Origin of the sequence: Kitasatospora sp. NPDC098652 (assembly GCF_044760155.1) — a bacterium.
GTDB lineage: Bacteria > Actinomycetota > Actinomycetes > Streptomycetales > Streptomycetaceae > Kitasatospora.
On the sequence record NZ_JBIWAQ010000005.1, the window covers coordinates 382,756 to 408,796 of the forward strand.

A 26,041-nucleotide genomic window follows, 5' to 3' on the forward strand; every position below is an offset into this window, starting at 1 on the left:
ACCACGATGCGAACCAACGCCACCCCCCGTCACTACCTGCTCGTCCCCCCGGAGCCCACCCCCAACGGGCACCTGCACCTGGGCCACATCGCCGGCCCCTTCCTGCGGGTCGACGCGCTCGCCCGCTTCCTGCGGATGCGCGGCGACCGTCCGGCGATCATGACCGGCACCGACGCCTACGAGCCCTGGGTCGCCATGAAGGCCCGGGTCGACGGCGTCGACCCGGGGGAGATCGTCGCCCACTACCACGAGGTCATGCAGGCCGACCTCGCCGCGCTGCGGATCGGCATGGACGAGTTCGTCAACCCCGCCGAGGAGCCCTGGCACGGCCTGTTCCAGCGCGAGATCGACGAGAGCGTCGCCCGGCTGGACGCCCGCGGCGCGGTGAGCACGCTGATCGAGAAGGTCCCGTACGAGCCGACCGCCGGCCGCTTCGTGGTCGGCCCGCTGCTGCTCGGCCGCTGCCCGGACTGCGGCACCGAGGTGGCCAGCTACTTCTGCGAGGGCTGCGGCGCGCACTTCCGCCCGGAGGAGGTGGTCGAGCCGCGCCCGCGGCTGGCCACGGACGCCGACTGGCAGTGGCGGCAGATCGCCACCCGCTTCCTGCGCACCGCCGGACTGGCCGAGCTGGAGCCCGAGTTCGACCGGCTGGACCTCGCCGAGCGGTACCGCTCGACCGTCCGGTCGCTGCTCGGCCGGGGCGGCGCCAGTATCCGGCTGAGCGTTCCCGAGACCTGGGGGATGACGCTGGCCGGCGGCGAGGACGGCGTCCCGTCCAGCCTGTTCTCGTACACCGGCGGATTCATGTTCGCCCGGCTGCTCGGCGAGATCCACCGGCAGCGGATCGGCGCCGAGGCCAACTCCTTCTCGCCCGACTCCGACGTGGTCACGGTGACCAGCCTCGGCTGCGACAACGTGGTGTCCGCGCTGATCTGCATCAACGCCGTCGCCCTGGTGCACGGGGACACCCGGCCGTACGACCGGGTGCTGATCAACGAGTTCTACCAGCTGGCCGGGGAGAAGTTCTCCACCAGCCGCCGGCACGCGATCACCGCCTCGGGCGTCGCGAAGGTCCGCGGGCTCACCCCGGACGCCGTCCGCTACCACCTCGCCCTGGTCAACCCGGAGACCTCGCAGACCAGTTTCGAGCCCAAGGAGTTCCTGGACACCGCCAACCACCGGCTGGCCGGCGTCCTGGAGGACCGGATCGCCGCCGCCTGGGAGCGGCTGCCGGCCGCACCGGCGGCGCTCCCCGCGTCGGAGCTGGCCGTGCTCGACGAGCACCTGGACCGGCTGGAGCGCGCCCTGGACGGCCCGACCGTGCGGATGGCCGAGGCCGGCGCGGTGCTGGACTCCTGGATCGACCGGATCGACGCCCTCCCCGGCGCCGACCGCACCCCCGACCAGGCCTACTGGTGGCTCAAGGGGCTGGCCCTGCTGGGCTTCCCGATCATGCCGGACTTCGCCGCCGAGCTCTGGCGACGGCTCGGCGGCACCGGCGACCCGGGCTTCGCCGCCTTCCCGGAGCGCCCGGCCCCGGCCACCGTCGCGCACCGGCGGTGGTTCACCCCGGTCACCGCGGCCGACTTCGCCGCCTGCCTGCCGGAAACCCTGAGCTGATCCCCACCACCCCTTCGGAGCCCCCGCGTGCCTGAACACCCGCACTACCTGGTCGTCAACCGGTACGACGACGAGGACGCCGAGTACCGGCGGTACTGCGCCGGCCACCCCTGCGACCTCTCGGTCGTCACCACGCCCGACGGCGTGCCCGCGCTCGGCCCGATCGAGCCCGGGCGCGTGGTCACCGTGCCCGACCTGGAGTTCGCCACCGTCCTGGCGGCCGCGCTGGAACTGCGGGAGCGGCACGGTGACTTCGACGGCGTGGTCGGCCTGTCGGAGTACGACGTGCTGACGGCCGCCCGGGTGCGCGAGGCGGTCGGCGCCCCCGGCCCCTCGGCCGACCTGGTGCGGGCGTTCAAGGACAAGGTGGTGATGAAGGAGCGGGTGGCCGCGGCCGGGCTGGCGGTGCCGCGGTTCGCCGCGCTGGCGGGCGGCGCGTCGGCCGCCGAGCTGGAGCGCGCGGTCGGCTTCCCGATGGTCCTCAAGCCGCGGGCCCGGGCCGGTTCGGCCGGCGTCCGGATCGTCCACGACTCCGCTGCCCTGACGGCGGCGCTCGCGGAGACCGACGCCGAGGAGTACGAGTGCGAGGAGTACGTCTCCTCGGAGATCTACCACGTCGACGGGGTGCTCGCGGACGGCCGCGAGCACTTCGTCAGCGTCTCCGGCTACGTCAACACCCCGCTGGAGTTCACCGAGGGCCGCCCGCTCGGCTCGGTGTTCCTGGACCCGGGCGCGCTGCGGGACGAGCTCGCCGCCTTCGCGCTCGCCTGCGTCCGGGCGCTCGGCCTGGAGACTGGCTGCTTCCACCTGGAGGTGATCCGCCGGCCGAGCGGCGAACCGGTCTTCCTGGAGGTCGGCATGCGCCCCGGCGGCGCCGAGGTCCCCTTCGTCCACCGGGAGGTGCACGGCATCGACCTGATGGCGGAGACCTTCCGCACGGTGCTCGGCCTCCCGCTGGAGTCGGCCGGCCGCGGCTTCGAGCACGCCAGCGCCGGCTGGGTCGTCATGCCCGAGCCCGCCGTCCGGCCCGCCCGGGTGCTGGACCGCACCCCGATGAAGGGCGTGGTGCCGCAGGTGTACGCCGAGGTGCTGCCCGAGCCCGGCGCCGTGTACGACGGCACCGGCGGCTACTTCCACGTCCCGGGCCGCTTCCGGCTGACCGGGCCGGACGAGCGGAGCGTGCGGGCCGCGGCCCGCCGGATCATGGCCGAGTACCGGCTCGACGTCGAACCGGCCCGGCCGTGACCACCGACCCCGTGACGACCGACCCCGCGACGACCAACCCGGTGACGACAGAGCCGGTGACGACAGAGCCGGTGACGACCAACCCCGTTCCGGCAACCCCGTTCCAGTGGAGGAACAGCACCCGATGACCCCGCAGCGACGACACGACCCCGAGCTCCGCGCCTTCGCCAGCGACAACTACGCGGGCGTCCACCCCGAGGTGTTGGCGGCGATCGCCGTCGCCAACGGCGGCCACCAGGTCAGCTACGGCGAGGACGTCTACACCGAGCACCTCCAGGAGGTGTTCCGCGGCCACTTCGGCCCGTCCGCCGAGGTGTTCCCGGTGTTCAACGGCACCGGCGCCAACGTGGTCGCGCTGCAGGCCATGATGGACCGCCGGGACGCCCTGGTCTGCGCCGAGAGCGCGCACGTCAACGTGGACGAGGGCGGTGCGCCGGAGGTGATGGCCGGCCTCAAGCTGCTCACCGTCCCGGCCTGGGACGGCAAGCTCACCCCCGAGCTGATCGACCGCCAGGCCTACGGCTTCGACAACGAGCACCGGGCCCGCCCCGCCGTCGTCTCGATAGCCCAGTCCACCGAGGTCGGCACCTGCTACACGCCCGAGGAGATCCGGGCGATCTGCGACCACGCGCACGGCCTGGGCATGAAGGTCTACCTCGACGGTGCCCGGCTGGCCAACGCCGCCGCCACCCTGGGCGTCCCGATGCGGGCCTTCACCACCGACGCCGGCGTGGACGCCTTCTCGCTCGGCGGCACCAAGAACGGCCTGCTGTTCGGCGAGGCGGTCGTGGTGCTGAACCCGGAGGCCGTCCAGGGCATGCGCTACCTGCGCAAGACCTCGATGCAGCTGGCCTCCAAGATGCGCTTCGTCTCGGTCCAGTTCGAGGCCCTCCTGGGCACCGACCTGTGGCTGCGCAGCGCCTCCCACGCCAACGCGATGACCCAGCGGCTGTTCTCGGCCGTCCGGGACCTGCCCGGCATCCGGATCGACCGCCCGGTGCAGGCCAACCAGATCTTCGCCGTGCTACCGCCGGCCGCCACCGAGGCCCTGCAGAAGCGCTTCCGCTTCTACACCTGGGACGTGCAGAGCGGCGAGGTGCGCTGGATGACCTCCTTCGACACCACCGAGGCCGACGTCGACGCCTTCGCCGCCGCGATCGCCGAGGAGCTCGCCGCGGCGCTCTGACCGCACGGCCGTCCGGCCGTCCCGCTGCCCTGCCACACCGGCCGCACCGGCCGCACCGACGCGAACGGCCCCGCCCCCGAACCCGGGAGCGGGGCCGTGCCGTCCTGCCGCCCACCCGCGCACGGGGGCGGGCCGACCGGGGGTCGACTAGCGGTAGTTCACGAACTGGATCGCGAAGTCGAGGTCCTTGCCCTTGAGCAGGGCCTGGACGGCCTGGAGGTCGTCGCGGCTCTTGGAGCTGACGCGCAGCTCGTCGCCCTGGACCTGGGCCTTGACGCCCTTCGGACCCTCGTCCCGGATGATCTTCGCGACCTTCTTGGCATCCTCCGTGGTGATGCCCTCCTTGATGTCCGCGAAGATCTTGTACTCCTTGCCGGACAGCTGCGGCTCACCGGCGTCCAGAGCCTTCAGCGACAGGCCGCGCTTGACGAACTTCGTCTGCAGCACGTCCAGGATGGCGAGCACGCGCTCCTCGCCGTTGGCCTTCATCTCGATCTTCTCGCCGGAGCGCTTGATCTCGCCGCCCACGCCCTTGAAGTCGAAGCGGGTGGCGATCTCGCGGGAGGTCTGGTTGATCGCGTTGTCGACCTCCTGCCACTCGACCTTCGAGACGATGTCGAAACTGGAGTCGGCCATGGGTGTTGGTCTCCTTGATGCTCTGGCTTCACTGACACGGCCCGCCCCACCGGGCGCCCGCCGCCCAAGCCTATCCAGCGCCACCCGGGCCCCGCCCGTGACCGCCGCGCGGCGGTCCTTGATCATCGCGTGATCTATCGAGTGGCGTAGCACCCCCCGGGATCAGGTATGGTTTACCACGTCGAACGGAGCCGAGAAGCCCCGCGAGACACCATCCTGGCTGGTTGCCCGAGCGGCCAAAGGGAGCAGACTGTAAATCTGTCGCGCAAGCTACGCAGGTTCGAACCCTGCACCAGCCACCGGATAGGAACAGCCCCCGATCTGCGGAAACGCGGATCGGGGGCTTTTTCGTGCTGTCGGGCGGAATCGAACGGCGGGCCGTCCGGCGGGGCCGACCAGCGGGTCCGTTCGGGGTGGCTGCCGGCACTTATTGCGCATTGCTTGCAATTACCTCGGCCAGGCAGCAGAGTGGGAGCCCGGGGGTGGGAGTCCTTCGACCGAGCTGATCGTCTTCCCAACCGGCGCCCGCCGGGACAACGGCTCACCCCACCCCCGCCAAGCACCCCTTCCGCCGTACGGCGGCGGCGTCAAGGCCGCGTCAAGGGCGCTGGTGACGGCGTCAGGAACGCGTAGGGGACGGGCTCGGCGCGGGCGCGCGAACCGCAGGATTCGGAGCAACTACCGACTGCGGAGGTCCGTCCGATGTCCAGCGCCATCTCCAGCCCGGCCGTCACGGCCGACGAACCGCCGGATACCGGGGCGGGCGACGAACGGCACCGGCTCAGCGCCCTCGGCGGCCTGGCGGCGCTGTCGTTGGACGCGATGGCCTCGGTGGCCTACGGCCCGGAGGCGGTCGTGCTGGTGCTGGCCTCGGCCGGTGCGTACGGGCTGGGCTTCACGGTGCCGGTCACGGTGGCGATCGCCGTCCTGCTCGCGGTGCTGGTCGCCTCCTACCGGCAGGTGATCGCGGCCTTCCCGGACGGCGGCGGCTCGTACGCGGTCGCCAAGGCCCACCTGGGGCGCCGGACGGCGCTGACCGCGGCCGCCTCGCTGGTGATCGACTACATCCTGAACGTCGCGGTCTCGGTGACCGCCGGAGTGGCGGCGCTGACCTCCGCGATCCCCGGCCTGTACCACGACCGGGTCTGGCTCTGCCTGGGCGTGCTCGCCCTGGTGACCGCCGTCAACCTGCGCGGCATCGCCGAGTCGGCCCGCCTGTTCCTGGTGCCGACCGCCGTCTTCGTGCTCTCCATCCTGGCGATCATCGTGGTCGGCCTGTTCCGGGACGCCCCGGCCAGCACCGCGGCCGCCGCCGGCCACGCCTCGGTGCTCGCCGAGAACGCCACCGCGGTCGGCGCGCTGCTGCTGCTCAAGGCCTTCGCGGCCGGCTGCTCGGCGCTGACCGGCGTGGAGGCGGTGGCCAACGCCGTCCCCTCCTTCCGGACCCCGCGGGTGAAGCGGGCCCAGCACACCGAGGTCGCGCTGGGCGCCCTGCTCGGCGTGATGCTGATCGGCCTGGCCGTGCTGATCGGCCGCTTCCACCTCCAGCCGGTCGACGGCGTCACCGTGCTCGCCCAGCTCGCGGACGCCTCGCTCGGCCACGGCGTCGGCTTCTTCGTCGTCCAGTTCGCCACCGTGGTCCTGCTCGGCCTCGCCGCCAACACCTCGTTCGGCGGCCTGCCGGTGCTGATGGACCTGCTCGCCCGGGACAACCACCTCCCGCACGTCTTCGCGCTGCGCGCCGACCGCCAGGTGTACCGGTACGGCGTGCTGTTCCTGGCCGCGGTGTCGGCCGCGCTGCTGGTCGGCTCCGGCGGCGACGTCAACGACCTGGTGCCGCTCTTCTCGATCGGCGTGTTCGTCGGCTTCACCATCTGCCAGGTCGGCATGGTCCGGCACTGGCACCTGAACCGTCCGGCCGGCTGGCGGTGGAAGGCCGCGCTGAACGGCTTCGGCGCGCTGCTGACCGGCGTCGCGACCCTCGTGGTGACCGGCACCAAGTTCACCGAGGGCGCCTGGGGCATCGTGGTGGCCCTGCCCCTGCTGGTGGTGCTGTTCGAGGCGATCCACCGCAGCTACGGGCGGATCGGCGAGCGGCTGGAGCTCGGCCGGGTGCCGGGCCCAGTGACCCGCCGGCGCAGCTTGGTGGTGGTCCCGGTGACGGCGATCACCCGGCTCACCCGGGACGGCCTGTCGGCGGCGCTCTCGCTGGGCGACGAGGTGTTCGCGGTGACCGTGGTGCACGATCCGGCGGACGCCGAGGCGCTGCGCCGGGACTGGGAGCTGTGGCAGCCCGGCGTGCCGCTGCTGGAGATCCCGGAGGACCACCGGCGGCTCGGCCAGCCGATAGCCGACTTCGTCAACCGGCTGGGCGAGGAGCACGCCTACGACCGGCTCACCGTGCTGATCCCCGAGGTCGAGCCCGCGCACTGGTGGCAGCGGGCGCTGCAGAACCGGCGCGGCGCCGTGATCGACCGCGCCCTGCGCCGGCACACCGACGCGGTGGTCTGCCGGCTGCGGATGCGGATGTGACCCGACCGCCCCGGTAGGCGCGACGGACGGGCCCCGGTACGACGCCGTGTCGTACCGGGGCCCGGCGCGTGCCCGCCCGGCGCGTGCCCACCCCGTACCGCGGCGCCCTACCCGAAGCACCCCAGGTCTCGGCCCGATCACGGTGGTCTCGGCCCGGTGAAGCGGGCGTCAAGGTCGCGTCAACGGACCGCTGTCACCCGTATGGAGGGCGTCAGGGCTCCCTAACGCGCCTTAGACGGCTGGTTTGCTTCCTCTGCCGGTCGTCCGCCGGCGCCGTACGGAAGCCATTCGGCCCGGTCGCGGCATCCCCCGAACCACGCTGGTGGAGCCCATGTCCGATCTCATCTACGTCGGTGTCACGGTCGCCGTGTTCGCCGTCATCGCCCTGATCGCGCGGGGGGTGGAGAAGCTGTGAGTGAGCGCAGTGAACGAACCATCCAGAGGCGCGTGTGGCGCGAAGCGGCTGCCGAGCGAAGCGAGGTGGACGCATGAGTGCCGAGAACATCGCTGGTCTGGTCGTGGCCGTCGCGCTCGTCGGCTACCTCGTCGTGGCGCTGATCTTCCCGGAGAAGTTCTGACATGGGATCCACTCTCGCGGGCTGGCTGCAGGCCCTCGCCCTCGTCGGCGCGCTGGCCCTGTGCTACCGCCCCCTTGGCGACTACATCGCCAAGCTCCTCACCTCCGCCAAGCACCTCAGAGTCGAGCGCGGCATCTACAAGGTGATCGGCGTCGACGGTGACGCCGACCAGCGCTGGCCGGTGTACCTGCGCTCGGTGCTGGCCTTCTCGGCCGTCTCGGTGCTCTTCCTCTACGGCCTGATCCGGCTCCAGGGCTACCTGCTGCTGAACCTGGGCGTCCAGCAGATGGAGGGCCACCAGGCCTGGAACACCGCGATCTCCTTCGTCACCAACACCAACTGGCAGTCCTACAGCGGCGAGTCCGCGATGGGCCACCTGGTGCAGATGGCGGGCCTGGCGGTGCAGAACTTCGTCTCCGCGGCCGTCGGCATCGCCGTCGTCGCCGCGCTGATCCGGGGCTTCACCCGCAACCGCACCGACCGGGTCGGCAACTTCTGGGTGGACCTCGTCCGGATCAACCTCCGTCTCCTGCTGCCGCTGGCGATCGTGTTCGCGCTGGTCCTGGCCGCCAACGGCCTGATCCAGAACTTCCACGGCTTCACCGAGGCGCACACCCTCACCGGTGAGATCCAGAAGATCCCGGGCGGCCCGGTGGCCTCCCAGGAGGTCATCAAGGAGCTGGGCACCAACGGTGGCGGCTTCTTCAACGCGAACTCCTCGCACCCGTTCGAGAACTCGACCGGGTTCACCAACTGGCTCGAGATCTTCCTCATCCTGCTGATCCCGTTCGCCCTGCCCCGGACCTTCGGCCGGATGGTCGGCGACAACCGCCAGGGCTACGCCATCGTCGCGGTGATGGGCCTCTTCTGGGTGGCCTCGACCGCCCTGATGACCCTCGCCGAGTCGCAGCACCACGGCACCGCCCTCCAGGCCGCGGGCAGTGCGATGGAAGGCAAGGAGCAGCGCTTCGGGATCGCGGCCAGTGCCCTGTTCGCCACGTCGACCACGCTGACCTCGACCGGTGCGGTGAACTCCTTCCACGACTCGTTCACGCCGTTCGGCGGCGGGATCACGATCTTCAACATGATGCTGGGCGAGATCGCGCCCGGCGGTGTGGGCTCCGGCCTGTACGGCATGCTGATCCTCGCCGTCGTGGCCGTGTTCGTCGCCGGTCTGATGGTCGGGCGCACCCCGGAGTACCTGGGCAAGAAGCTCGGCGGCCGCGAGATGAAGTTCGCCTCGCTGTACATCCTCACCACCCCGACCATCGTGCTGGTCGGCACGGGCGTGGCGATGGCGCTGCCGGGCGAGCGGGCCGGGATGCTCAACTCGGGCGCCCACGGCTTCTCCGAGGTGCTGTACGCCTTCACCTCGGCCGCCAACAACAACGGTTCGGCCTTCGCGGGCATCACCGTCAACACCGACTGGTACGACACGGCGCTCGGCCTGGCGATGGTCTTCGGCCGCTTCCTGCCGATCGTCTTCGTGCTGGCGTTGGCGGGTTCGCTCGCCCAGCAGCAGCCGGTGCCGGCCACCCCGGGCACCCTGCCCACCCACAAGCCGCTGTTCGTGGGCCTGCTGTCGGGCGTGATCCTGATCGTCGTCGGCCTCACCTACTTCCCGGCCCTGGCTCTCGGGCCGATCGCGGAAGGTCTCTCCTGATGTCCACCCCTACGCTCAACCCCGCACCGGCCGACAAGGCCGAGCCCGCCGCGCCGCACAGAGTGCAGAGCGGCCTCCTCGACCCGAAGCTGATCGTCGCCTCCCTGCCGGACGCGGTGAAGAAGCTCGACCCCCGGGTGATGGTCAAGAACCCGGTGATGTTCGTGGTCGAGGTGGGCTCGGTGGTCACCACCGTCTCCGCGATCGCCAACCCGTCGGTGTTCGCCTGGGCCATCACCGTCTGGCTCTGGTTGACCACGATCTTCGCCAACCTGGCGGAGGCCGTGGCCGAGGGCCGCGGCAAGGCCCAGGCCGACACCCTGCGCAAGACCAAGACCGAGTCCGTCGCCCGCCGCCTCACCAACTGGCCGGCCAGTGACGCCGAGGAGGAGGTCCCCGGAACCGCGCTCCAGCTCGGCGACCACGTGGTGGTCGAGGCCGGGCAGGTCATCCCCGGCGACGGCGACGTGGTCGAGGGCGTCGCGTCCGTCGACGAGTCGGCGATCACCGGCGAGTCCGCGCCCGTCATCCGCGAGTCCGGCGGCGACCGCAGCGCCGTCACCGGCGGCACCAAGGTGCTGTCCGACCGGATCGTGGTGAAGATCGCCTCGGAGCCCGGCAAGTCCTTCATCGACCGGATGATCGCCCTGGTCGAGGGCGCCGCCCGGCAGAAGACGCCGAACGAGATCGCGCTCAACATCCTGCTGGCCTCGCTGACCATCGTCTTCCTGGTCGCGGTTGTCACCCTCCAGCCGATGGCGACCTTCGCGGGCGCCCCGCAGTCGATGATCGTCCTGGTCGCCCTGATCGTGGCGCTCATCCCGACCACCATCGGCGCGCTGCTCTCCGCGATCGGCATCGCGGGCATGGACCGTCTCGTCCAGCGCAACGTGCTGGCGATGTCCGGCCGCGCCGTCGAGGCCGCCGGCGACGTCAACACCCTGCTGCTCGACAAGACCGGCACCATCACCCTGGGCAACCGCCAGGCCGCCGAGTTCCTGCCCGCCCCGGGCGTGTCCACGGACGAACTGGCCGGCGCCGCCCAGCTCTCCTCGCTCGCCGACGAGACCCCCGAGGGCCGCTCGATCGTGGTCCTGGCCAAGACCGAGTACGGCCTGCGGGCCCGCGCCCAGGGCGAGCTGAAGCACGCCACGTGGGTCCCGTTCACCGCCCAGACCCGGATGTCGGGCGTGGACCTGGACGAGGCCGACGGCGTCCACCAGGTCCGCAAGGGCGCGGCCGGCTCGGTCGCCAACTGGGTGACCGACAACGGCGGTTCGGTCGGCGACGAGGTCGCCACCCTGGTCGACGGCATCTCCGCCGCCGGTGGCACCCCGCTGGTGGTGGCCGCCAAGGTCGGTAGCAGGCCCGCCCGCGTCCTCGGGGTCATCCACCTCAAGGACGTGGTCAAGGAGGGCATGCGGGAGCGCTTCGACGAGCTGCGCCGGATGGGCATCAAGACCATCATGATCACGGGCGACAACCCGCTGACCGCCAAGGCGATCGCGGAGGAGGCCGGCGTGGACGACTTCCTCGCCGAGGCCACGCCCGAGGACAAGATGGCCCTGATCAAGAAGGAGCAGGAGGGCGGCAAGCTGGTCGCGATGACCGGCGACGGCACCAACGACGCCCCCGCGCTCGCCCAGGCCGACGTCGGCGTCGCGATGAACACCGGGACCATGGCGGCCAAGGAGGCCGGCAACATGGTCGACCTGGACTCCAACCCGACCAAGCTGATCGAGATCGTGGAGATCGGCAAGCAGCTGCTGATCACCCGCGGTGCGCTGACCACCTTCTCGATCGCCAACGACGTGGCCAAGTACTTCGCGATCATCCCCGCGATGTTCGCCGGGGTCTACCCGGGCCTGAGCCACCTCAACATCATGGGCCTGCACAGCCCGCAGTCCGCGATCACCTCGGCGATCATCTTCAACGCCCTGGTCATCGTCGGCCTGATCCCGCTCGCCCTGCGCGGCGTGAAGTACCGCCCGTCCGACGCCAGTTCGCTGCTGCGCCGCAACATCGGGGTCTACGGGTTCGGCGGCCTGGTGGTGCCGTTCGTCGGCATCAAGCTGATCGACCTGATCGTCCAGTTCATCCCCGGCCTCAGCTGACGCAGGGAAGGAGAGAAACGCCATGTCCAAGCCCCTGCCGACCACCGTCCGCACCCACTTCACCGCACTGCGCGTGCTGCTGGTGCTCACGGTGATCCTCGGAGTCGCCTACCCGCTGCTGGTCACCGGGATCAGCCAGGTCGCGTTCAGCGACAAGGCCAACGGCTCGCTGGTGAAGTCCGACGGGAAGGTGATCGGTTCCAGCCTGCTCGGCCAGAACTACAACCTCCCCAAGAAGAACCCGGACGACACCAAGGAGGAGCCGGTGCCGGACCCGAAGTGGTTCCAGCCCCGCCCCTCCGCCAACAACTACGCCGGCGACAGCTCCGGTGCCAGCAACCTCGGCCCGAACAGCGACGACCTGCTCAAGGCGGTCGACGACCGCCGCAAGGCCGTCGCCGAGTTCGACGGCGTCGACCCGGCGAGCGTCCCGGCCGACGCGCTGACCGCCTCCGGCTCCGGCCTCGACCCGCACATCTCGGTGGCCTACGCCAAGGAGCAGGTGAACCGGGTCGCCAAGGAGCGCAAGCTGCCGGTGGAGACGGTCGCCCGGCTGGTCGACAAGTACACCGAGAGCCGCTCGCTCGGCTTCCTCGGCCAGGAGGGCGTCAACGTCGTCCTGCTCAACACGGCCATCAGCGAAGCGAAGTGACCGGGCAGAAGTGACCGAGCAGAAGTGATCGGACAGTGACACCGCACGACATACCAGGATGACCGGGCCGGCCCGGGCGCGGGAGGATGCTCCCCGCGCCCGGGTCGGCCGCACCGTATCCGCAGACGCGTACCCGTCCTCCGCCGCCACCTCCTGATGGAAAGAAGCAGTGCCCATGGCCCGCGACCTCACCCCCGGCTCCGGCAGCCGCACCGGTCGGCTGAGGGTGTACCTCGGCTCCGCCCCGGGGGTCGGCAAGACGTACCGGATGCTGGACGAGGCCCGGCGCAGACAGGAGCGCGGGGCCGACGTCGTGATCGGGTACATCGAGTGCCACGGCCGCCGCCACACCGAGGCCATGATCGACGGGCTGGAGGTCCTGCCGCGCGCCCGCCGCTCCTACCGCGACGCCGAGTTCGAGGAGATGGACCTCGACGGGGTGCTCGCCCGCCGTCCGTCCGTCGTCCTGGTCGACGAACTGGCCCACACCAACATCCCCGGCGGCCGCCACGCCAAGCGCTGGCAGGACGTCGAGGAACTGCTCGCCGCCGGGATCGACGTCATCACCACCGTCAACATCCAGCACCTGGAATCGCTGAACGACGTCGTCCAGAAGATCACCGGGATCCCGCAGCGCGAGACCGTCCCGGACGAGGTGGTCCGCCGGGCCGACCAGCTCGAACTCGTCGACATGGCGCCCCAGGCGCTGCGCCGGCGGATGGCCCATGGCAACGTCTACAAGGCGGAGAAGGTGGACGCCGCGCTCTCCAACTACTTCCGGGTCGGCAATCTCACCGCCCTGCGCGAGCTCGCCCTGCTCTGGGTGGCCGGGCGGGTCGACGAGGGGCTGCGCGACTACCGGGCCAGCCACAACATCGACCGGGTCTGGGAGACCCGCGAGCGGGTGGTGGTCGCCCTCACCGGCGGCCCGGAGGGCGAGACCCTGGTCAGACGGGCCGCCCGGATCGCCGTCGCCGCGGGCGGCGAGCTGCTGGCCGTGCACGTGTCCCGCAGCGACGGCCTGGCCGGCGCCTCCTCCGGCGCACTCGCCCAGCAGCGGCAACTGGTCGAGAGCCTCGGCGGCAGCTACCACGTGGTGGTCGGCGACGACGTCCCCACCGCGCTGCTGGCCTTCGCCCGCGCCCACGACGCCACCCAGCTGGTGCTCGGCACCAGCCGTCGCGGCCGGATCAACCGCTTCCTCACCGGCCCGGGCACCGGGCAGACGACCGTGGACGCCTCCGAGGACATCGACGTCCACATGGTCACCCACGAGTTCACCGGCCGCGGCCGGCTGCCCTCGCTGGGCCGGCGCCACTCCCGGCGCCGTACCGTCGTCGGCTACCTGGCCGGCCTGGTGATCCCCTGGCTGCTCACCGCCGTGCTCTCCCAGGCGCACGACACCATCAACCTCACCACCGACGCGCTGATCTTCCAGCTCGGCGTGGTCGTCGTCGCCCTGCTCGGCGGTGCGATGTCGGCCCTGCTGGCCGCGTTCATCGCCTCGGTGCTGCTGAACTACTACTTCATCCCGCCGGTGCACAGCCTGACCATCGGCGAGACCAACAACATCGTCGCCCTGGTGGTCTTCGCCGCCATCGCGCTCGCCGTCTCCACCGTGGTGGACCACGCCGGCCGGCTCACCACCCGGGCCGCCCGGGCCACCGCCGAGGCCGAGACCCTCTCCACCCTGGCCGGCAGCGTGCTGCGCGGCGCCGACGCGCTGCCCGCCCTGCTGGAGAAGTCCCGGACGGCCTTCGGCATGCAGACCGTCGTGCTGCTCTCCCGCTCCGACGGCGAGGTGCTCGCCCACAGCGAGGCCGAGTACCCGGACGAGGACGAGGCGCAGCAGGAGACCACCGAGGTCCCGGTCGGCGCCGACGCCGTCCTGGTCCTCACCGGCCGCCGGCTGCCGGCCGCCGACCAGCGGGTGCTCACCGCCTTCGCCGCCCACGTCGGCGCCGCGCTGGAGCGCGACCGGCTGGCCGTGGTCGCCGCCGAGGTCGAACCGATCAAGGCCGCCGACCGGATGCGCACCGCACTGCTCGCCGCCGTCAGCCACGACCTGCGCACCCCGCTGGCCGCCGCCCGCGCCTCGGTCGGCTCGCTGCTCAGCCCGGACGTCGAGTTCTCGCCCGAGGACCAGACCGAACTCCTGGAAACCGCCGACGAATCGCTGGTCAAGCTCACCCGGCTGGTCGACAACCTGCTCGACATGAGCCGCCTCCAGGCTGGCGCGCTCACCCTGCACCTCACCGAGACCCACCTGGACGAGATCCTGCCGCGGGCGCTCGACAGCCTCCCCGACCCGTACGCGCCGGTCCAGCCGCTCGACCTGGACACCGCGCCGCCGGTGCTCGCCGACCCCCCGCTGCTGGAGCGGGTGCTCGCCAACGTGATCACCAACGCGCTGCGCTACAACGCCCCCGGGGCGCCCGTGCTGGTCACCGCCAGCCACCACGCCGACCAGGTCGAGATCCGGGTGATCGACCGCGGCCCCGGCATCGCCCCCGAGGACCGCGACCGGGTCTTCCTGCCCTTCCAGCGCCTCGGCGACACCGACAACACCACCGGGGTCGGCCTGGGCCTGGCCCTCTCCCGCGGCCTGGCCGAGGCCATGGGCGGCAGCCTGGAGGTGGAGGACACCCCGGGCGGCGGCACGACCATGCTGCTCACCCTGCCCGCCGCCGCTGAGCCCGCTGTCAACGAGCCCGCCACCGAGCACCGCGCCACCGAGCACCGCGCCACCGGGGAGGAGCCACCGCACCATGAGTGAGCACACCATCGAGAACTGCGAGATCCTCGTCGTCGACGACGAACCGGCCCTGCTGCGCACCCTGCGGATCAACCTCAGCGCCCGCAAGTACGCCGTCCGCACGGCCGCCAGCGGCAGCGAGGCGCTCGACCGGGCCGCCCACTCCGCCCCGGACGCCGTCCTGCTCGACCTCGGCCTGCCCGACCTCGACGGCATGGACGTGCTGCGCGGACTGCGCACCCACAGCGCGGCGCCGATCATCGTGCTCTCCGGCCGCGCCGACGCCGCCGACAAGATCGGCGCCCTGGACGCGGGCGCCGACGACTACCTCACCAAGCCCTTCCTGATGGACGAACTGCTGGCCCGGCTGCGGGCGGTGCTGCGCCGGCCGCTGGGCCCGGTGCCGCTGGGCCGGCCGGTGATCGGCGACCACACCGTCGACCTCGCGGCCACCACGGTGGTCGGGCCGGGCGGCCCGGTGCGACTGACCCCGACCGAGTGGCGGATCCTCGGCCTGCTGCTCGCCAACCCCGGCCGGCTGGTGCCCGGGCGGCAGATCCTGCGCGAGGTGTGGGGGCCGGCCCAGGAGGCGCGCGGCAACTACCTGCGGGTCTACCTGGCCGGACTGCGGCGGAAGTTGGAGCGCGACCCGGCCCGGCCGCGGCACCTGATCACCGAGCCGGGGATCGGCTACCGGTACGTGCCGTAACGCCGGTACGTGCCGTAGGTACCGGTAAGTGCCGGGGGCCGGTCCCGACCGGGACGGCGTCAACGAGCCGTCAAGAGACGGTCGGTGGGCGACAGGGGAGCGTCAAGGCCGGTCGGGGACGGTGTTCCGTGGTCGTAGTGTCAGTGCCGGAACGAGCGGTTCCGGCTCCTTGTGGGGGAGGCCGGGATCGCTCCAGCCGCCGGCCAAGGGCGGCCAGTAGTGGGGGAGGGGCGCGCGACCCAGGTCGCGCGCCCTTGGCTTTCCCGCCTCCCCGCGCGCTCAGCAGTCCATGCCGCCGGACTGCCGGGGCAGTGCCAGCGCCACGGTGTCCGCGAACTCCCGGACGGCGCTGGTCCGGCTGACCACCCGGCCGCTGTGCACCACCAGCCGGCTGTGCCCGCCCGCGAGCGCCCCGGCCAGGGAGTCCCCGCGCACCGCCAGCAGCTCCGCCGGGAACCCGGCGTCCACCCGCACCGGCGGCAGCCCGAGCGCCGCCCTGGCCTGGTTCGCCACCGCGTCGTACGCCGCGTCCGGGTCCAGCTCCCCGCTCGCCGCGAGCAGGTAGGCCGCCTCCAGCGGATCGGCCCGGCCGACCGGGTTGGACGGGTCCCGCAGGGCGCCGCTGCCCGCCGCCAACGGCACCCGGGCCGCGGCCAACTCCCGTACCAGGCCCGGCCGGAGGCCGGCGGGGCGGCCTTCGAGGCCGGTGCAGCCGCCGTTCTGCGGCAGCCAGACCACCCGGACCCCGCTGGTCGCCAGCACGGTGACCCCGCCGCGGGCCAGCGCCCCGCACGGCCCGAGCGCCACCCGTGGCCGCAGCGGCGCCAGGGCGCCTGCCAGCCGGGCGAGTTGGGTCGCGTCGGCGGCGGTGGTGTGCAGGTCCACCGGGCAGTCCGCCTCCCGGGCGGCCTCCAGCAGCAGCTGGACGTACCCGGCCGGGTCCGGGTCCAGCTCCGGGCAGCCGCCGGCCGCCGTGGCGCCCAGCTTGAGGGCCTCGCGCAGCTGGGCCCGCCCGTCCGCGCCGGCCCGGCCGGTGAGCAGTCGGGGCATCGCCACCGCCTGGAGCTCGGCCAGGCCGCGCAGCGCCTGGCGGGCGGTGAGCACCGCCTCCAGCTGGCGCAGCCCGTGCACGTCGCCGATCCGGACGTGGGTGCGCTGGGCGGTGGCGCCGTAGCCGAGCGAGGTGAGCGCGGCCTCGGTGATCCGACGGGTGAGGTCGGCGGGGGTGTCCGGGGGCGGGGCGGGCAGGGCGGCGGAGAAGGCGAAGTCGTAGTGGGCGTGCGCCTCGGCGGGGGCCGGGAGCAGCAGGTAGCCCTTGAGGTCGATCCGGGCGCCGGTGGTGACCGTGGGGGCGCCGGGCAGGGCGGGCAGCGGACCGAGGCTGCCGACGGTGCCGACCGCCTGGATCCGGTCGCCGCTGACCCGCACGTCCACCACCCGTCCGTCGGCCAGCCGGGCCCCGGTGAGCAGGAGGACCGGGCCGTGCCCGAGCGGGTTGGCCGCCGGGCCGGGGCCTGAGGGTGGCCCGTCGGCGGCTGCGCTGTCCATCGCCGGCTCCTTCTCGCGCTGGCCAGTGGGCCCGTGGGGGGATCGGCCGGGGCCCCGGCCAATGAGCGTCGAGCCTATGGCGCACGGTGGCGGGGCGCCGGGAGGCGGGCAATAGTCGTATCGGCTCGGGGCGCACGGCTCGTGGGTCGGGGCGCACGGCTCGTGGGCCGATCGAACGCCCGGCCTTGGATCGTCCGTCCGTGCACCGCGCCGACCTGCGGTCTTCGCCCCGGGATACGGATTTCACCTCTGGGCGCGGAACGTGTAATCTCTTCCTCGTTCGCCCCTATAGCTCAGTCGGTAGAGCGTCTCCATGGTAAGGAGAAGGTCTGCGGTTCGATTCCGCATGGGGGCTCTGGTGAAAGGCAGTTCGGTTTCGGCCGGGTCGCCGATCACTGTGGCGGTGTAGCTCAGTTGGTAGAGCAAGCGGCTCATAATCGCTGTGTCACCGGTTCAAGTCCGGTCACCGCTACCCCGCGTAGTCGGTCGGGAGATCGCACTCCCGGTCGGCTACTCTTGTTGTGTTCTTATTCGTTGTCCAAGGAAGGCACTCCCGTGGCTGCCACCGATGTCCGCCCGAAGATCACGCTGGCCTGCGTGGAGTGCAAGGAGCGGAACTACATCACCAAGAAGAACCGGCGTAACGACCCGGACCGTCTTGAGATGAAGAAGCACTGCCCCCGCTGCAACTCGCACACCGCGCACCGCGAGACCCGCTGACCCTGCTGCAGGGCGCCGGGCCTGTGTGAACCAGGTCTTCGACTCCGGGCCGTATCCCTCAACAGGGGATGCGGCCCGGAGTCTTTTTCGTACCCGTCCGCGTACCCACCCGCGTTTCCATCCGTGTTCCGAGGAGCTGCCGTGGCACTCGACCCCTCTTTCATCGGGCGTAGCTACCCGCCCACCGCGCCGTACGAGGTCGGCCGGGAGAAGATCCGCGAGTTCGCGGTCGCGATCGGGGACGCCAACCCGGCGTACACCGACGCGGAGGCCGCGAAGGCGCTGGGCCACCAGGACGTGATCGCCCCGCCGACCTTCCCGTTCGCGATCGCCTTCCGGGCGGCCGGCCAGGTCGTCGAGGACCCGGAACTGGGGCTGGACTACAGCCGGGTGGTGCACGGTGACCAGAAGTTCCAGTACACCCGCCCGGTGCGGGCCGGCGACCGGCTGACGGTCGCGGTGACCATCGACAACATCAAGTCGCTGGCGGGCAACGACGTACTCACCGTGCGCGGCGAGGTGGCGGACGAGACCGGCGAGCACGTGGTGACGGCGATCATGACGCTGGTGGCCCGCGCCGCCGGCGAGGCGGGGGAGTGAGCACGATGGCGATCGACTACGACGAGGTCGAGGTCGGCACCGAGCTGCCGGCGCAGTCCTTCCCGGTGACCCGCGCCACGCTGGTCCAGTACGCGGGCGCCTCCGGCGACTTCAACCCGATCCACTGGAACGAGAAGTTCGCGCGGGAGGTCGGCCTGCCGGACGTCATCGCGCACGGCATGTTCACCATGGCCGAGGCGATCCGGGTGGTCACCGACTGGGTCGGCGACCCGGCCGCGGTGGTCGAGTACGGCGTCCGCTTCACCCGGCCGGTGCCGGTGCCGAACGACGGGGTCGGCGCGGTGATCGAGGTCTCGGCCAAGGTCGCCAAGAAGCTGGAGGACCGCAAGGTCCAGATCGACCTGCTGGCCACCTCGGGCGGGCAGAAGGTGCTGGGGATGTCCCGGGCGATCGTCCGCCTCGGCTGAGGCTGAGGCCTTCGTCACTCCGACCTCGCTCACTCCGACGCCACCGCGGCGTCGCTCCGACCGCCCCGGGCCCGTTCGACGGGTGCCGGGGCGGTCGGGTCTCCTGGTCGGTTTCTCCGAGTCGGTTCCTCCGAGTCGGTTTCTCCGGGTGGCCGCCCCCTTGCAGAGATAGTGATTGGTCACTAACTTAGAACCCGTGGCGAAGACGAGCATGCGGATGAGTGCGGAGGAGCGGCGCGAGAGCGTCGTCCGGGCCGCGATGATCGAGTTCGCCAGGAACGGCTACCGCGGGACGTCCACCGAGTCGATCGCCCGCCGGGTGGGCGTCTCGCAGCCGTACCTGTTCCGGCTGTTCCCGGGCAAGCAGGCGATCTTCACGGCCGCCGCCGAGCGCTGCATCGAGGAGACCTGGAGGGTCTTCGACGAGGCGTCGGCCGGGCTGACCGGCGAGGAGGCCGCCGCGAAGATGTCCGAGGCGTACATGGGCCTGGTCGAGGACGGCGAGCAGCTGATGATGCAGATGCAGCTGTACGTCTCGGTGTTCGCCTCCCGGATGGCCGGCGAGGACGAGATCGGCGAGACGGCCCGGCGGCTGTGGGGGGAGCTGTTCGAGCGGGTGCGGGAGCGGGTCGGCGGCGACGTGCAGGGGACCACCGAGTTCTTCGCGTACGGGATGCTGATCAACACCCTGGTGGCGCTGGGCTTCCCCCGGGAGCACCGGATCTGGGACGGCTTCGGCGAGCGCGAGGAGGCCGGGTAGCGGGTCGCACGGCGGAGTCCGTGCGGCCTTTTCTCAGCCCTCGAAAGTTAGTGATCAATAACTATCCGAGAAATCCTGGGGGACGTCATGACGGAGCACACAGCAGGAAGCACCACCAGAACCGAGGTGGCCGCCGCGGAGCGGCCGGGCCTCGGCCGCACCGGCGTCTGGACCCTGGTGATCACCGCCCTCGCGGGCTTCATGGCCGCGCTGGACAACCTGGTCGTCACCACCGCGCTGCCCTCCATCCGCGAGGAGCTCGGCGGCGGGCTGTCCGACCTGGAGTGGACGGTCAGCGCCTACACCCTCTCCTTCGCCGTGCTGCTGATGTTCGGCGCGGCGCTCGGCGACCGCTTCGGCCGCCGCCGGATGTTCGTGATCGGGCTCACGCTCTTCACCGTCGGCTCGGCCGCGGCCGCGCTCTCGCCCGGCATCGGCGAGCTGATCGCCGCCCGCGCCCTCCAGGGCGTCGGAGCCGCGGTGTCGATGCCGCTCACCCTCACCCTGCTGACCGCGGCCATCCCGGCGGCCAAGCGCGGGATGGCCTTCGGCATCTGGGCCGGCGTCAACGGCCTCGCCATCGCCACCGGACCGCTGGTCGGCGGCACCCTGACCGAGAACTTCTCCTGGCAGTGGATCTTCTGGGTGAACGTCCCGGTCGGCGTGGTCCTGGTGCCGCTGGCCGCCCTCAAGCTGCGCGAGAGCCGGGGCGCCAACCCGGCCCTGGACGCGGTCGGCACGGTGCTGGTGAGCCTCGGCCTGTTCGGCGTCGTGCTCGGCCTGATCCGCGGCAACCCGGACGGCTGGACCAGTCCGCTGGTGCTGGGCGCGCTGGCCGGTGGCGTGCTGCTGCTGGTCGCCTTCGTCCGGTACGAGCAGCGCGGCGCGAAGCACCCGATGCTCCCGATGCGGCTGTTCCGCAACCGGACCTTCACCGCCGTCAACGCCTCCGGCCTGCTGATGTCGCTCGGGATGTTCGGCTCGATCTTCCTGATCAGCCAGCACCTGCAGACCGTGGGCGGCTACACCCCGGAGGAGGCCGGCGTCCGGATGCTGCCGTGGACCGGGGTGGGGCTGATCGTCGCGCCGCTCGCCGGCATCCTGGCGGACCGGCTCGGCGGCCGCCCGATCGTGGTGCTCGGGCTGGTGCTGCAGGGCGTCGGCCTGGCGCTGTACGCGGCGATCAACGCCGGACTCGGGCACTACGCGTACGGCCCGGTGGTGCCCGCCGTGGTGATGTGCGGGGTCGGCATGTCGATGTACTTCGCGCCGACCGCCGCCATGGTGATGGACAGCGTCCGGCCGGAGGAGCAGGGCATCGCCTCCGGCGCCAACAACGCGCTGCGCGAGGTCGGCGGCGCGCTCGGGGTGGCCGTGCTGGCGGCGGTCTTCTCGGAGCAGGGCGGGGACGGCTCGGCCGGGACCTTCGTCCACGCGATGGGGCCCGCGCTGTACGTCGGGGCCGCGGTGGTGCTGGCGGCCGGGGCCTGCGCGCTGCTGCTGCCGGGCCGGGCGGCGCGGGCCGGGGCGGTGGTCGACGGCGCGGTGGTTGCCGAGCAGCCCGCCGCCGAGCAGCCCGCCACGATCGAGCGGGTGGGGGACGCCGAGGACGTCGGGAGCGTCGAGGAGGCCGTCCCGGCCGAGGCCGCGCAGGCCTGAACGGTGGGGTGCGGGCCACGGGGGCGGCCGAGCGGCCGCCCCCGTCCCCGTACGCTGGTGGGCGTGCTGGTAGAAAACGACGCCCCCCTCGCCCCGCTCACCACGCTCCGGCTCGGCGGCCCGGCCCGTCGGCTGGTCACCGCCCACACCGACGACGAGGTGATCGCCGCCGTCCGCGAGGCCGACGCGGCCGGTGAGCCGCTGCTGGTCCTCGGCGGCGGCTCCAACCTGGTGATCGGCGACGCCGGCTTCCCCGGCACGGTGCTGCGGATCGCCACCACCGGCTTCGCCCTGGACGGCACCGTGCTGGAGCTGGCGGCCGGCGAGGTGTGGTCGGAGGCGGTCACCCGCGCGGTGCGCGAGCACGGCCTGGCCGGCATCGAGTTCCTGGCCGGCATCCCGGGCTCGGCCGGTGCCACCCCGGTGCAGAACGTCGGCGCGTACGGCCAGGAGGTGGCCCAGACCGTCACCGAGGTGGTCGCGTACGACCGCACGGCGGGCGAGGTGGTCACCCTCTCGAACGCCGAGTGCGAGTTCTCCTACCGGCACAGCCGCTTCAAGGCCCGGCCGGACCGCTACGTGGTGCTCCGGGTGCGGTTCGCCCTGGCGGACCACGCGGGCCTCTCCACCCCGGTCAAGTACGCCGAGGTGGCCCGGCACTTCGGTGTCGAGCAGGGCGAGCGGGTGCCGCTGGGCGAGGCGTACGACGCGGTGCTGGGGCTGCGCTCGGGCAAGGGCATGGTGCTGGACCCGGCGGACCACGACACCTGGTCGGCCGGCTCCTTCTTCACCAACCCGGTGCTCACGGCGGCGCAGTACGAGTCCTTCCGGACCCGCCCGGGCGCCGAGGACGCCCCCGCCTACCCGGCCCCGGAGGGCTGCACCAAGACCTCGGCCGCCTGGCTGATCGACCGGGCGGGCTTCCGCAAGGGCTACGGCGACGGCCCGGCCACGCTCTCCACCAAGCACACCCTGGCGCTCACCAACCGCGGCGCGGCCACCGCCGAGGACCTGCTGGCCCTGGCCCGGGAGATCCGGGACGGGGTCCGCGAGGTCTTCGGGGTGGAGCTGGTGAACGAGCCCGTGATGGTGGGCGTCAAGCTCTAGGGCGTGTCTGACAATTCCCGCCGGGCGCGCGACGCTCCCCCAGCCTTCGGCCGGGAGGTACCCCCAGGGCACAAGCGCACCTCGCCGCGTTGTCGTCAGTCGCCGATGCTCCGCATGGACTCCCTCCTCCGCCTTGCGATGCACGCACCCCAACGCCGCGCGCTGATCCGACGCGAATTGTCAGACACGCCCTAACCCGCCGGGTGCCCGTCGACCAGCCAGCCGTCGATGTCCGCCAGCAGCTCCTTGCGGACGGCCTCCGGGGCGCACGAGCCGCGCACCGACTGCCGTGCCAGTTCGGCGAGTTCGGCGTCGGTGAAGCCCAGGGCGTCGCGGGCCAGGTCGTACTGGGCGGCCAGCCGGCTGCCGAACAGCAGCGGGTCGTCCGCGCCGAGCGCCAGCGGCACCCCGGCGTCGAACAGCCGGCGCAGCGGTACCTCTTCCGGGTGTTCGTAGACGCCGAGCGAGACGTTGGAGGACGGGCAGACCTCGCAGGTGATCCCGCGGTCCGCGAGCCGGGCCATCAGCCGCGGGTCCTCGGCGGCCCGGACGCCGTGGCCGATCCGGCCGGCGCCCAGGTCGTCCAGGCAGTCCCGGACGGACTCCGGCCCGGCCAGCTCGCCGCCGTGCGGGGCGGCCAGCAGCCCGCCCTTGCGGGCGATCTCGAAGGCCCGGTCGAAGTCCCGGGCCAGGCCGCGGCGCTCGTCGTTGGAGAGGCCGAAGCCGACCACCCCGTGGTCGGCGTAGCGGACGGCGAGCCGGGCCAGCGTCCGGGCGTCCATCGGGGACTTCATCCGGTTCGCCGCGACAAGCACCCGGATGCCCACCCCGGTGGCCGCGGCGGCCTGCTCGACCGCGTCCAGGATCAGCTCCAGGGCGGGGATCAGCCCGCCCAGCCGGGGCGCGTAGGAGGTCGGGTCGACCTGGATCTCCAGCCAGCGGGAGCCGTCCCGCCGTTCGTCCTCGGCGGTCTCCAGGACCAGCCGGCGGATGTCCGACTCGTCCCGGAGCACCGAGCGGGCGGTGTCGTAGAGGCGCTGGAAGCGGAACCAGCCGCGCTCGTCGGTGGCGCGGAGCTTGGGCGGCTCGCCGGAGCTGAGCGCCTCCGGCAGGCGGACGCCGTGCTTGTCGGCCAGCTCCAGCAGGGTGGCGGGCCGCATCGAGCCGGTGAAGTGCAGGTGCAGGTGGGCCTTCGGGAGGCCCCTGACGTCTCGCGGGATCAACAGGCGTTCCATCTGCCGATACTGCCGTATGCGACCCCCGAACGGGAACCGCCCTCTTCCCGTCCCCCGAAGGGGTGAAAGAGGGCGGTGCGCCGGGTGAATCCCGAACGTCCGGTTGACGACGGACGTCAGTCGCGGGCCTCGCCGAGCAGCTTCTGGATCCGGCTGATGCCCTCGACCAGGTCCTCGTCGCCGAGCGCGTAGGAGAACCGCAGGTAACCGGGGGTGCCGAAGGCCTCGCCCGGGACGGCGGCGACCTCGACCTCGTCCAGGATCAGGCTCGCCAGCTCGGCGGAGGTCTGCGGGCGCTGACCTCGGATCTCCTTGCCCAGCAGGCCCTTGACCGACGGGTAGGCGTAGAAGGCACCCTCGGGCTCGGGGCAGATGACGCCGTCGATCTCGTTGAGCATCCGCACGATGGTCCTGCGGCGGCGGTCGAAGGCGGTGCGCATCTCGTGCACGGCGGACAGGTCGCCGGCGACGGCGGCGATCGCGGCGCGCTGGGCGACGTTGGAGACGTTGGAGGTGGCGTGCGACTGCAGGTTGGTCGCGGCCTTGATCACGTCCTTGGGGCCGATCACCCAGCCCACCCGCCAGCCGGTCATCGCGTAGGTCTTGGCCACGCCGTTGACCACGATGCACTTGTCGGCCAGCTCGGGCAGCAGGGCCGGCAGCGAGGTGAAGGTCGCGTCGCCGTAGACCAGGTGCTCGTAGATCTCGTCGGTGAGCACCCACAGGCCGTGCTCCAGCGCCCAGCGGCCGATCGCCTCGGCCTCGTCGCGGGTGTACACCGCGCCGGTCGGGTTCGACGGCGAGACGAACAGCAGCACCTTGGTGTTCTCGGTGCGGGCGGCCTCCAGCTGCTCGACCGAGACCTTGTAGCCGGTGGTCTCGTCGGCGACGACCTCCACCGGGACGCCGCCGGCCAGCTGGATCGACTCCGGGTAGGTGGTCCAGTACGGGGCCGGGACGATGACCTCGTCGCCCGGGTCCAGGATCGCGGCGAAGGCCTCGTAGATGGCCTGCTTGCCGCCGTTGGTGACCAGCACCTGGGAGGCGTCCACCTGGTAGCCGGAGTCGCGCAGCGTCTTGGCGGCGATCGCGGCCTTGAGCTCGGGCAGCCCACCCGCCGGGGTGTAGCGGTGGTTCTTCGGGTCGCGGCAGGCCTCGACGGCCGCCTCGACGATGTAGTCCGGGGTGGGGAAGTCGGGCTCACCGGCACCGAAGCCGATCACCGGGCGGCCGGCGGCCTTGAGGGCCTTGGCCTTGGCGTCCACGGCGAGGGTCGCGGACTCGGCGATCGCACCGATCCGGGCGGAGACCCGGCGGTCGGCGGGGCGGATGGACTGGTCGGGCTGCGGGGTGGAAGCGCTCATGCCTGCATCGTCGCAGAACCGGGACGGACCGGGCGTGGCGGTTCCAGCATCCGTACGGCTCCGTCCGCATCGCGACCCCCGGCGATCCGCCGGTGTCCGCCCCGCCGGGCCGGACATCCGCCGGGCGGACGGCGGTCCCGGAAGAAGAGGTTCGACCAAACACCCCTCGACCACGTACACTCGCTGCTCGACGGCCCACCGAAAAAGACCGGAGCTTTCACCGCCTGTACAGACAGCGGGGGGGAGATGCGGTAGGTTGGTCGCCACCAGGGGCCGCGAGGTTCCGTAGGGCAATAGCTCAATTGGTAGAGCACCGGTCTCCAAAACCGGCGGTTGGGGGTTCGAGTCCCTCTTGCCCTGCTGCTTGATCCGTATTCAGCCCGTTCGCTCCACAGAGCGAGCGGGCTTGATGCGGAAAGGGCACCGATCAGCACCGCTTAAGCCGACCGCTCGTGCCTGAAACGGGTACGCAGGTGATGTTCGGCCGGACCCGGATTCAGGTGAGGACGAGTGACGGAGACCACGGGCTCCACCGCAACGCCTGAGAGCGGCAACCCCGAGGGGACCGACGGCGCTGCCGAGACCGCTGCTGTCGAGGGCGACAAGACCTCCGGCAAGCAGAAGAAGTCCGGCAAGCGGGCCAAGAAGGGCCTCTTCGCGCGGATGGGCCTGTTCTACCGCCAGATCATCGCGGAGCTCCGCAAGGTCGTCTGGCCCACCCGGAGCGAACTCACCAACTACACCGCGGTCGTGGTGACCTTCGTCGTGGTCGTGATGGGCTTCGTCTACGGTCTCGACTACGGCTTCGCCAAGCTGAGCCTCTTGGTCTTCGGCTGATCGAGCCCCCACCTCCGAACCACCTCCCGACCCGGGCCGAATCATCGGTCCGGGTCGAGCTGTCGGCGGCGGACGTACGCGCGCGTACCGTGG

Annotated in this window: 21 protein-coding genes and 4 tRNA genes; 21 read left to right on the forward strand and 4 right to left on the reverse strand. The window is 72.0% G+C overall.

All coding sequences use genetic code 11. The features are described 5' to 3' along the window. Positions 1-6 precede the first annotated feature (6 nt). The 3 genes from ACIQWA_RS14775 (at position 7) to ACIQWA_RS14785 (ending at position 4,051) form a co-directional block, all read left to right on the forward strand. Positions 7-1,620 carry a class I tRNA ligase family protein gene (locus ACIQWA_RS14775; RefSeq protein ID WP_402482255.1) on the forward strand — a complete coding sequence of 538 codons (1,614 nt, stop codon included), beginning with the start codon at positions 7-9 and terminating at the stop codon, positions 1,618-1,620. Between the two features lie 27 nt (positions 1,621-1,647). Further along, complete coding sequence (locus ACIQWA_RS14780; protein ID WP_402482258.1) at positions 1,648-2,865, forward strand: acetyl-CoA carboxylase biotin carboxylase subunit family protein; 1,218 nt, start codon at positions 1,648-1,650, stop codon at positions 2,863-2,865. A 124-nt stretch (positions 2,866-2,989) separates the two neighbouring features. Continuing rightward, positions 2,990-4,051 carry a threonine aldolase family protein gene (locus ACIQWA_RS14785; protein ID WP_402482261.1) on the forward strand — a complete coding sequence of 354 codons (1,062 nt, stop codon included), beginning with the start codon at positions 2,990-2,992 and terminating at the stop codon, positions 4,049-4,051. 147 nt (positions 4,052-4,198) lie between these two features. Here ACIQWA_RS14785 and ACIQWA_RS14790 read toward each other — a convergent pair whose 3' ends face one another. Further along, entirely contained in the window at positions 4,199-4,687 is a 489-nt protein-coding gene (locus ACIQWA_RS14790; RefSeq protein ID WP_360226108.1) for a YajQ family cyclic di-GMP-binding protein, read from the reverse strand. Between the two features lie 218 nt (positions 4,688-4,905). On the opposite strand from ACIQWA_RS14790, the gene ACIQWA_RS14795 reads away from it, so the two are divergent. The 8 genes from ACIQWA_RS14795 to ACIQWA_RS14830 all read left to right on the forward strand — a co-directional run bounded on the left by ACIQWA_RS14795 (position 4,906) and on the right by ACIQWA_RS14830 (position 15,690). Beyond that, positions 4,906-4,986 (forward strand) — tRNA-Tyr (locus ACIQWA_RS14795). Positions 4,987-5,389: 403 nt separating this feature from the next. Then, positions 5,390-7,219, forward strand: coding sequence for an APC family permease (locus tag ACIQWA_RS14800; protein WP_402482264.1), 1,830 nt, complete (start codon positions 5,390-5,392; stop codon positions 7,217-7,219). Between the two features lie 488 nt (positions 7,220-7,707). Then, positions 7,708-7,797, forward strand: coding sequence for a K(+)-transporting ATPase subunit F (kdpF, locus tag ACIQWA_RS14805; protein ID WP_045693083.1), 90 nt, complete (start codon positions 7,708-7,710; stop codon positions 7,795-7,797). A gap of 1 nt (position 7,798) precedes the next feature. Beyond that, a complete protein-coding gene (kdpA, locus tag ACIQWA_RS14810; protein ID WP_402482266.1) occupies positions 7,799-9,460 on the forward strand; it encodes a potassium-transporting ATPase subunit KdpA in 1,662 nt (553 codons plus the stop codon). Further along, a complete protein-coding gene (gene kdpB / locus ACIQWA_RS14815; RefSeq protein ID WP_402482269.1) occupies positions 9,460-11,574 on the forward strand; it encodes a potassium-transporting ATPase subunit KdpB in 2,115 nt (704 codons plus the stop codon). The genes kdpA and kdpB overlap by 1 nt, the downstream gene beginning before the upstream one ends. A gap of 22 nt (positions 11,575-11,596) precedes the next feature. Further along, entirely contained in the window at positions 11,597-12,226 is a 630-nt protein-coding gene (kdpC, locus tag ACIQWA_RS14820; RefSeq protein WP_402482272.1) for a potassium-transporting ATPase subunit KdpC, read from the forward strand. Between the two features lie 175 nt (positions 12,227-12,401). Continuing rightward, the gene (locus tag ACIQWA_RS14825) at positions 12,402-15,002 is read left to right on the forward strand and encodes an ATP-binding protein (protein WP_402482277.1); all 2,601 of its coding nucleotides are present in this window, start codon (positions 12,402-12,404) and stop codon (positions 15,000-15,002) included. Continuing rightward, complete coding sequence (locus tag ACIQWA_RS14830; protein ID WP_360226129.1) at positions 14,995-15,690, forward strand: response regulator; 696 nt, start codon at positions 14,995-14,997, stop codon at positions 15,688-15,690. The genes ACIQWA_RS14825 and ACIQWA_RS14830 overlap by 8 nt, the downstream gene beginning before the upstream one ends. A 279-nt stretch (positions 15,691-15,969) precedes the next feature. On the opposite strand, the gene ACIQWA_RS14835 is transcribed toward ACIQWA_RS14830, so the two are convergent. Further along, complete coding sequence (locus ACIQWA_RS14835; protein ID WP_360226132.1) at positions 15,970-17,238, reverse strand: hydrolase; 1,269 nt, start codon at positions 17,236-17,238, stop codon at positions 15,970-15,972. Positions 17,239-17,520: 282 nt separating this feature from the next. On the opposite strand from ACIQWA_RS14835, the gene ACIQWA_RS14840 reads away from it, so the two are divergent. The 8 genes from ACIQWA_RS14840 to ACIQWA_RS14875 all read left to right on the forward strand — a co-directional run bounded on the left by ACIQWA_RS14840 (position 17,521) and on the right by ACIQWA_RS14875 (position 22,512). Continuing rightward, a tRNA-Thr gene (locus ACIQWA_RS14840) sits at positions 17,521-17,593 on the forward strand. A 44-nt stretch (positions 17,594-17,637) separates the two neighbouring features. Continuing rightward, positions 17,638-17,710: transfer RNA gene (locus tag ACIQWA_RS14845), tRNA-Met, on the forward strand. 83 nt (positions 17,711-17,793) lie between these two features. Then, a complete protein-coding gene (gene rpmG, locus ACIQWA_RS14850) occupies positions 17,794-17,958 on the forward strand; it encodes a 50S ribosomal protein L33 (protein ID WP_006604855.1) in 165 nt (54 codons plus the stop codon). A gap of 141 nt (positions 17,959-18,099) precedes the next feature. Beyond that, complete coding sequence (locus ACIQWA_RS14855; protein ID WP_360226135.1) at positions 18,100-18,558, forward strand: MaoC family dehydratase N-terminal domain-containing protein; 459 nt, start codon at positions 18,100-18,102, stop codon at positions 18,556-18,558. A 5-nt stretch (positions 18,559-18,563) separates the two neighbouring features. Beyond that, positions 18,564-18,986 (forward strand): MaoC family dehydratase, encoded by a 423-nt coding sequence (locus tag ACIQWA_RS14860; RefSeq protein WP_402482282.1) that lies wholly within the window; start codon positions 18,564-18,566, stop codon positions 18,984-18,986. 217 nt (positions 18,987-19,203) lie between these two features. Further along, the gene (locus tag ACIQWA_RS14865) at positions 19,204-19,746 is read left to right on the forward strand and encodes a TetR/AcrR family transcriptional regulator (protein WP_402482451.1); all 543 of its coding nucleotides are present in this window, start codon (positions 19,204-19,206) and stop codon (positions 19,744-19,746) included. A gap of 87 nt (positions 19,747-19,833) precedes the next feature. Further along, the gene (locus ACIQWA_RS14870; RefSeq protein ID WP_402482285.1) at positions 19,834-21,405 is read left to right on the forward strand and encodes an MFS transporter; all 1,572 of its coding nucleotides are present in this window, start codon (positions 19,834-19,836) and stop codon (positions 21,403-21,405) included. A gap of 63 nt (positions 21,406-21,468) precedes the next feature. Beyond that, positions 21,469-22,512 carry a UDP-N-acetylmuramate dehydrogenase gene (locus ACIQWA_RS14875; RefSeq protein WP_402482288.1) on the forward strand — a complete coding sequence of 348 codons (1,044 nt, stop codon included), beginning with the start codon at positions 21,469-21,471 and terminating at the stop codon, positions 22,510-22,512. A gap of 191 nt (positions 22,513-22,703) precedes the next feature. Here the strand turns inward: ACIQWA_RS14875 and ACIQWA_RS14880 are convergent, their stop codons facing one another. Then, positions 22,704-23,747: an adenosine deaminase gene (locus tag ACIQWA_RS14880; RefSeq protein WP_402482291.1), complete on the reverse strand. Its 1,044-nt coding sequence runs from the start codon at positions 23,745-23,747 to the stop codon at positions 22,704-22,706. 116 nt (positions 23,748-23,863) lie between these two features. Continuing rightward, the gene (locus ACIQWA_RS14885; protein WP_402482294.1) at positions 23,864-25,111 is read right to left on the reverse strand and encodes a pyridoxal phosphate-dependent aminotransferase; all 1,248 of its coding nucleotides are present in this window, start codon (positions 25,109-25,111) and stop codon (positions 23,864-23,866) included. 287 nt (positions 25,112-25,398) lie between these two features. Between ACIQWA_RS14885 and ACIQWA_RS14890 the strand changes: the two genes are divergently transcribed. Continuing rightward, positions 25,399-25,471 (forward strand) — tRNA-Trp (locus ACIQWA_RS14890). A gap of 150 nt (positions 25,472-25,621) precedes the next feature. Next, on the forward strand, positions 25,622-25,948 hold the full coding sequence (gene secE, locus ACIQWA_RS14895) for a preprotein translocase subunit SecE (RefSeq protein ID WP_360226154.1): 327 nt from the start codon (positions 25,622-25,624) through the stop codon (positions 25,946-25,948). The last annotated feature ends 93 nt before the right edge of the window (positions 25,949-26,041 follow it).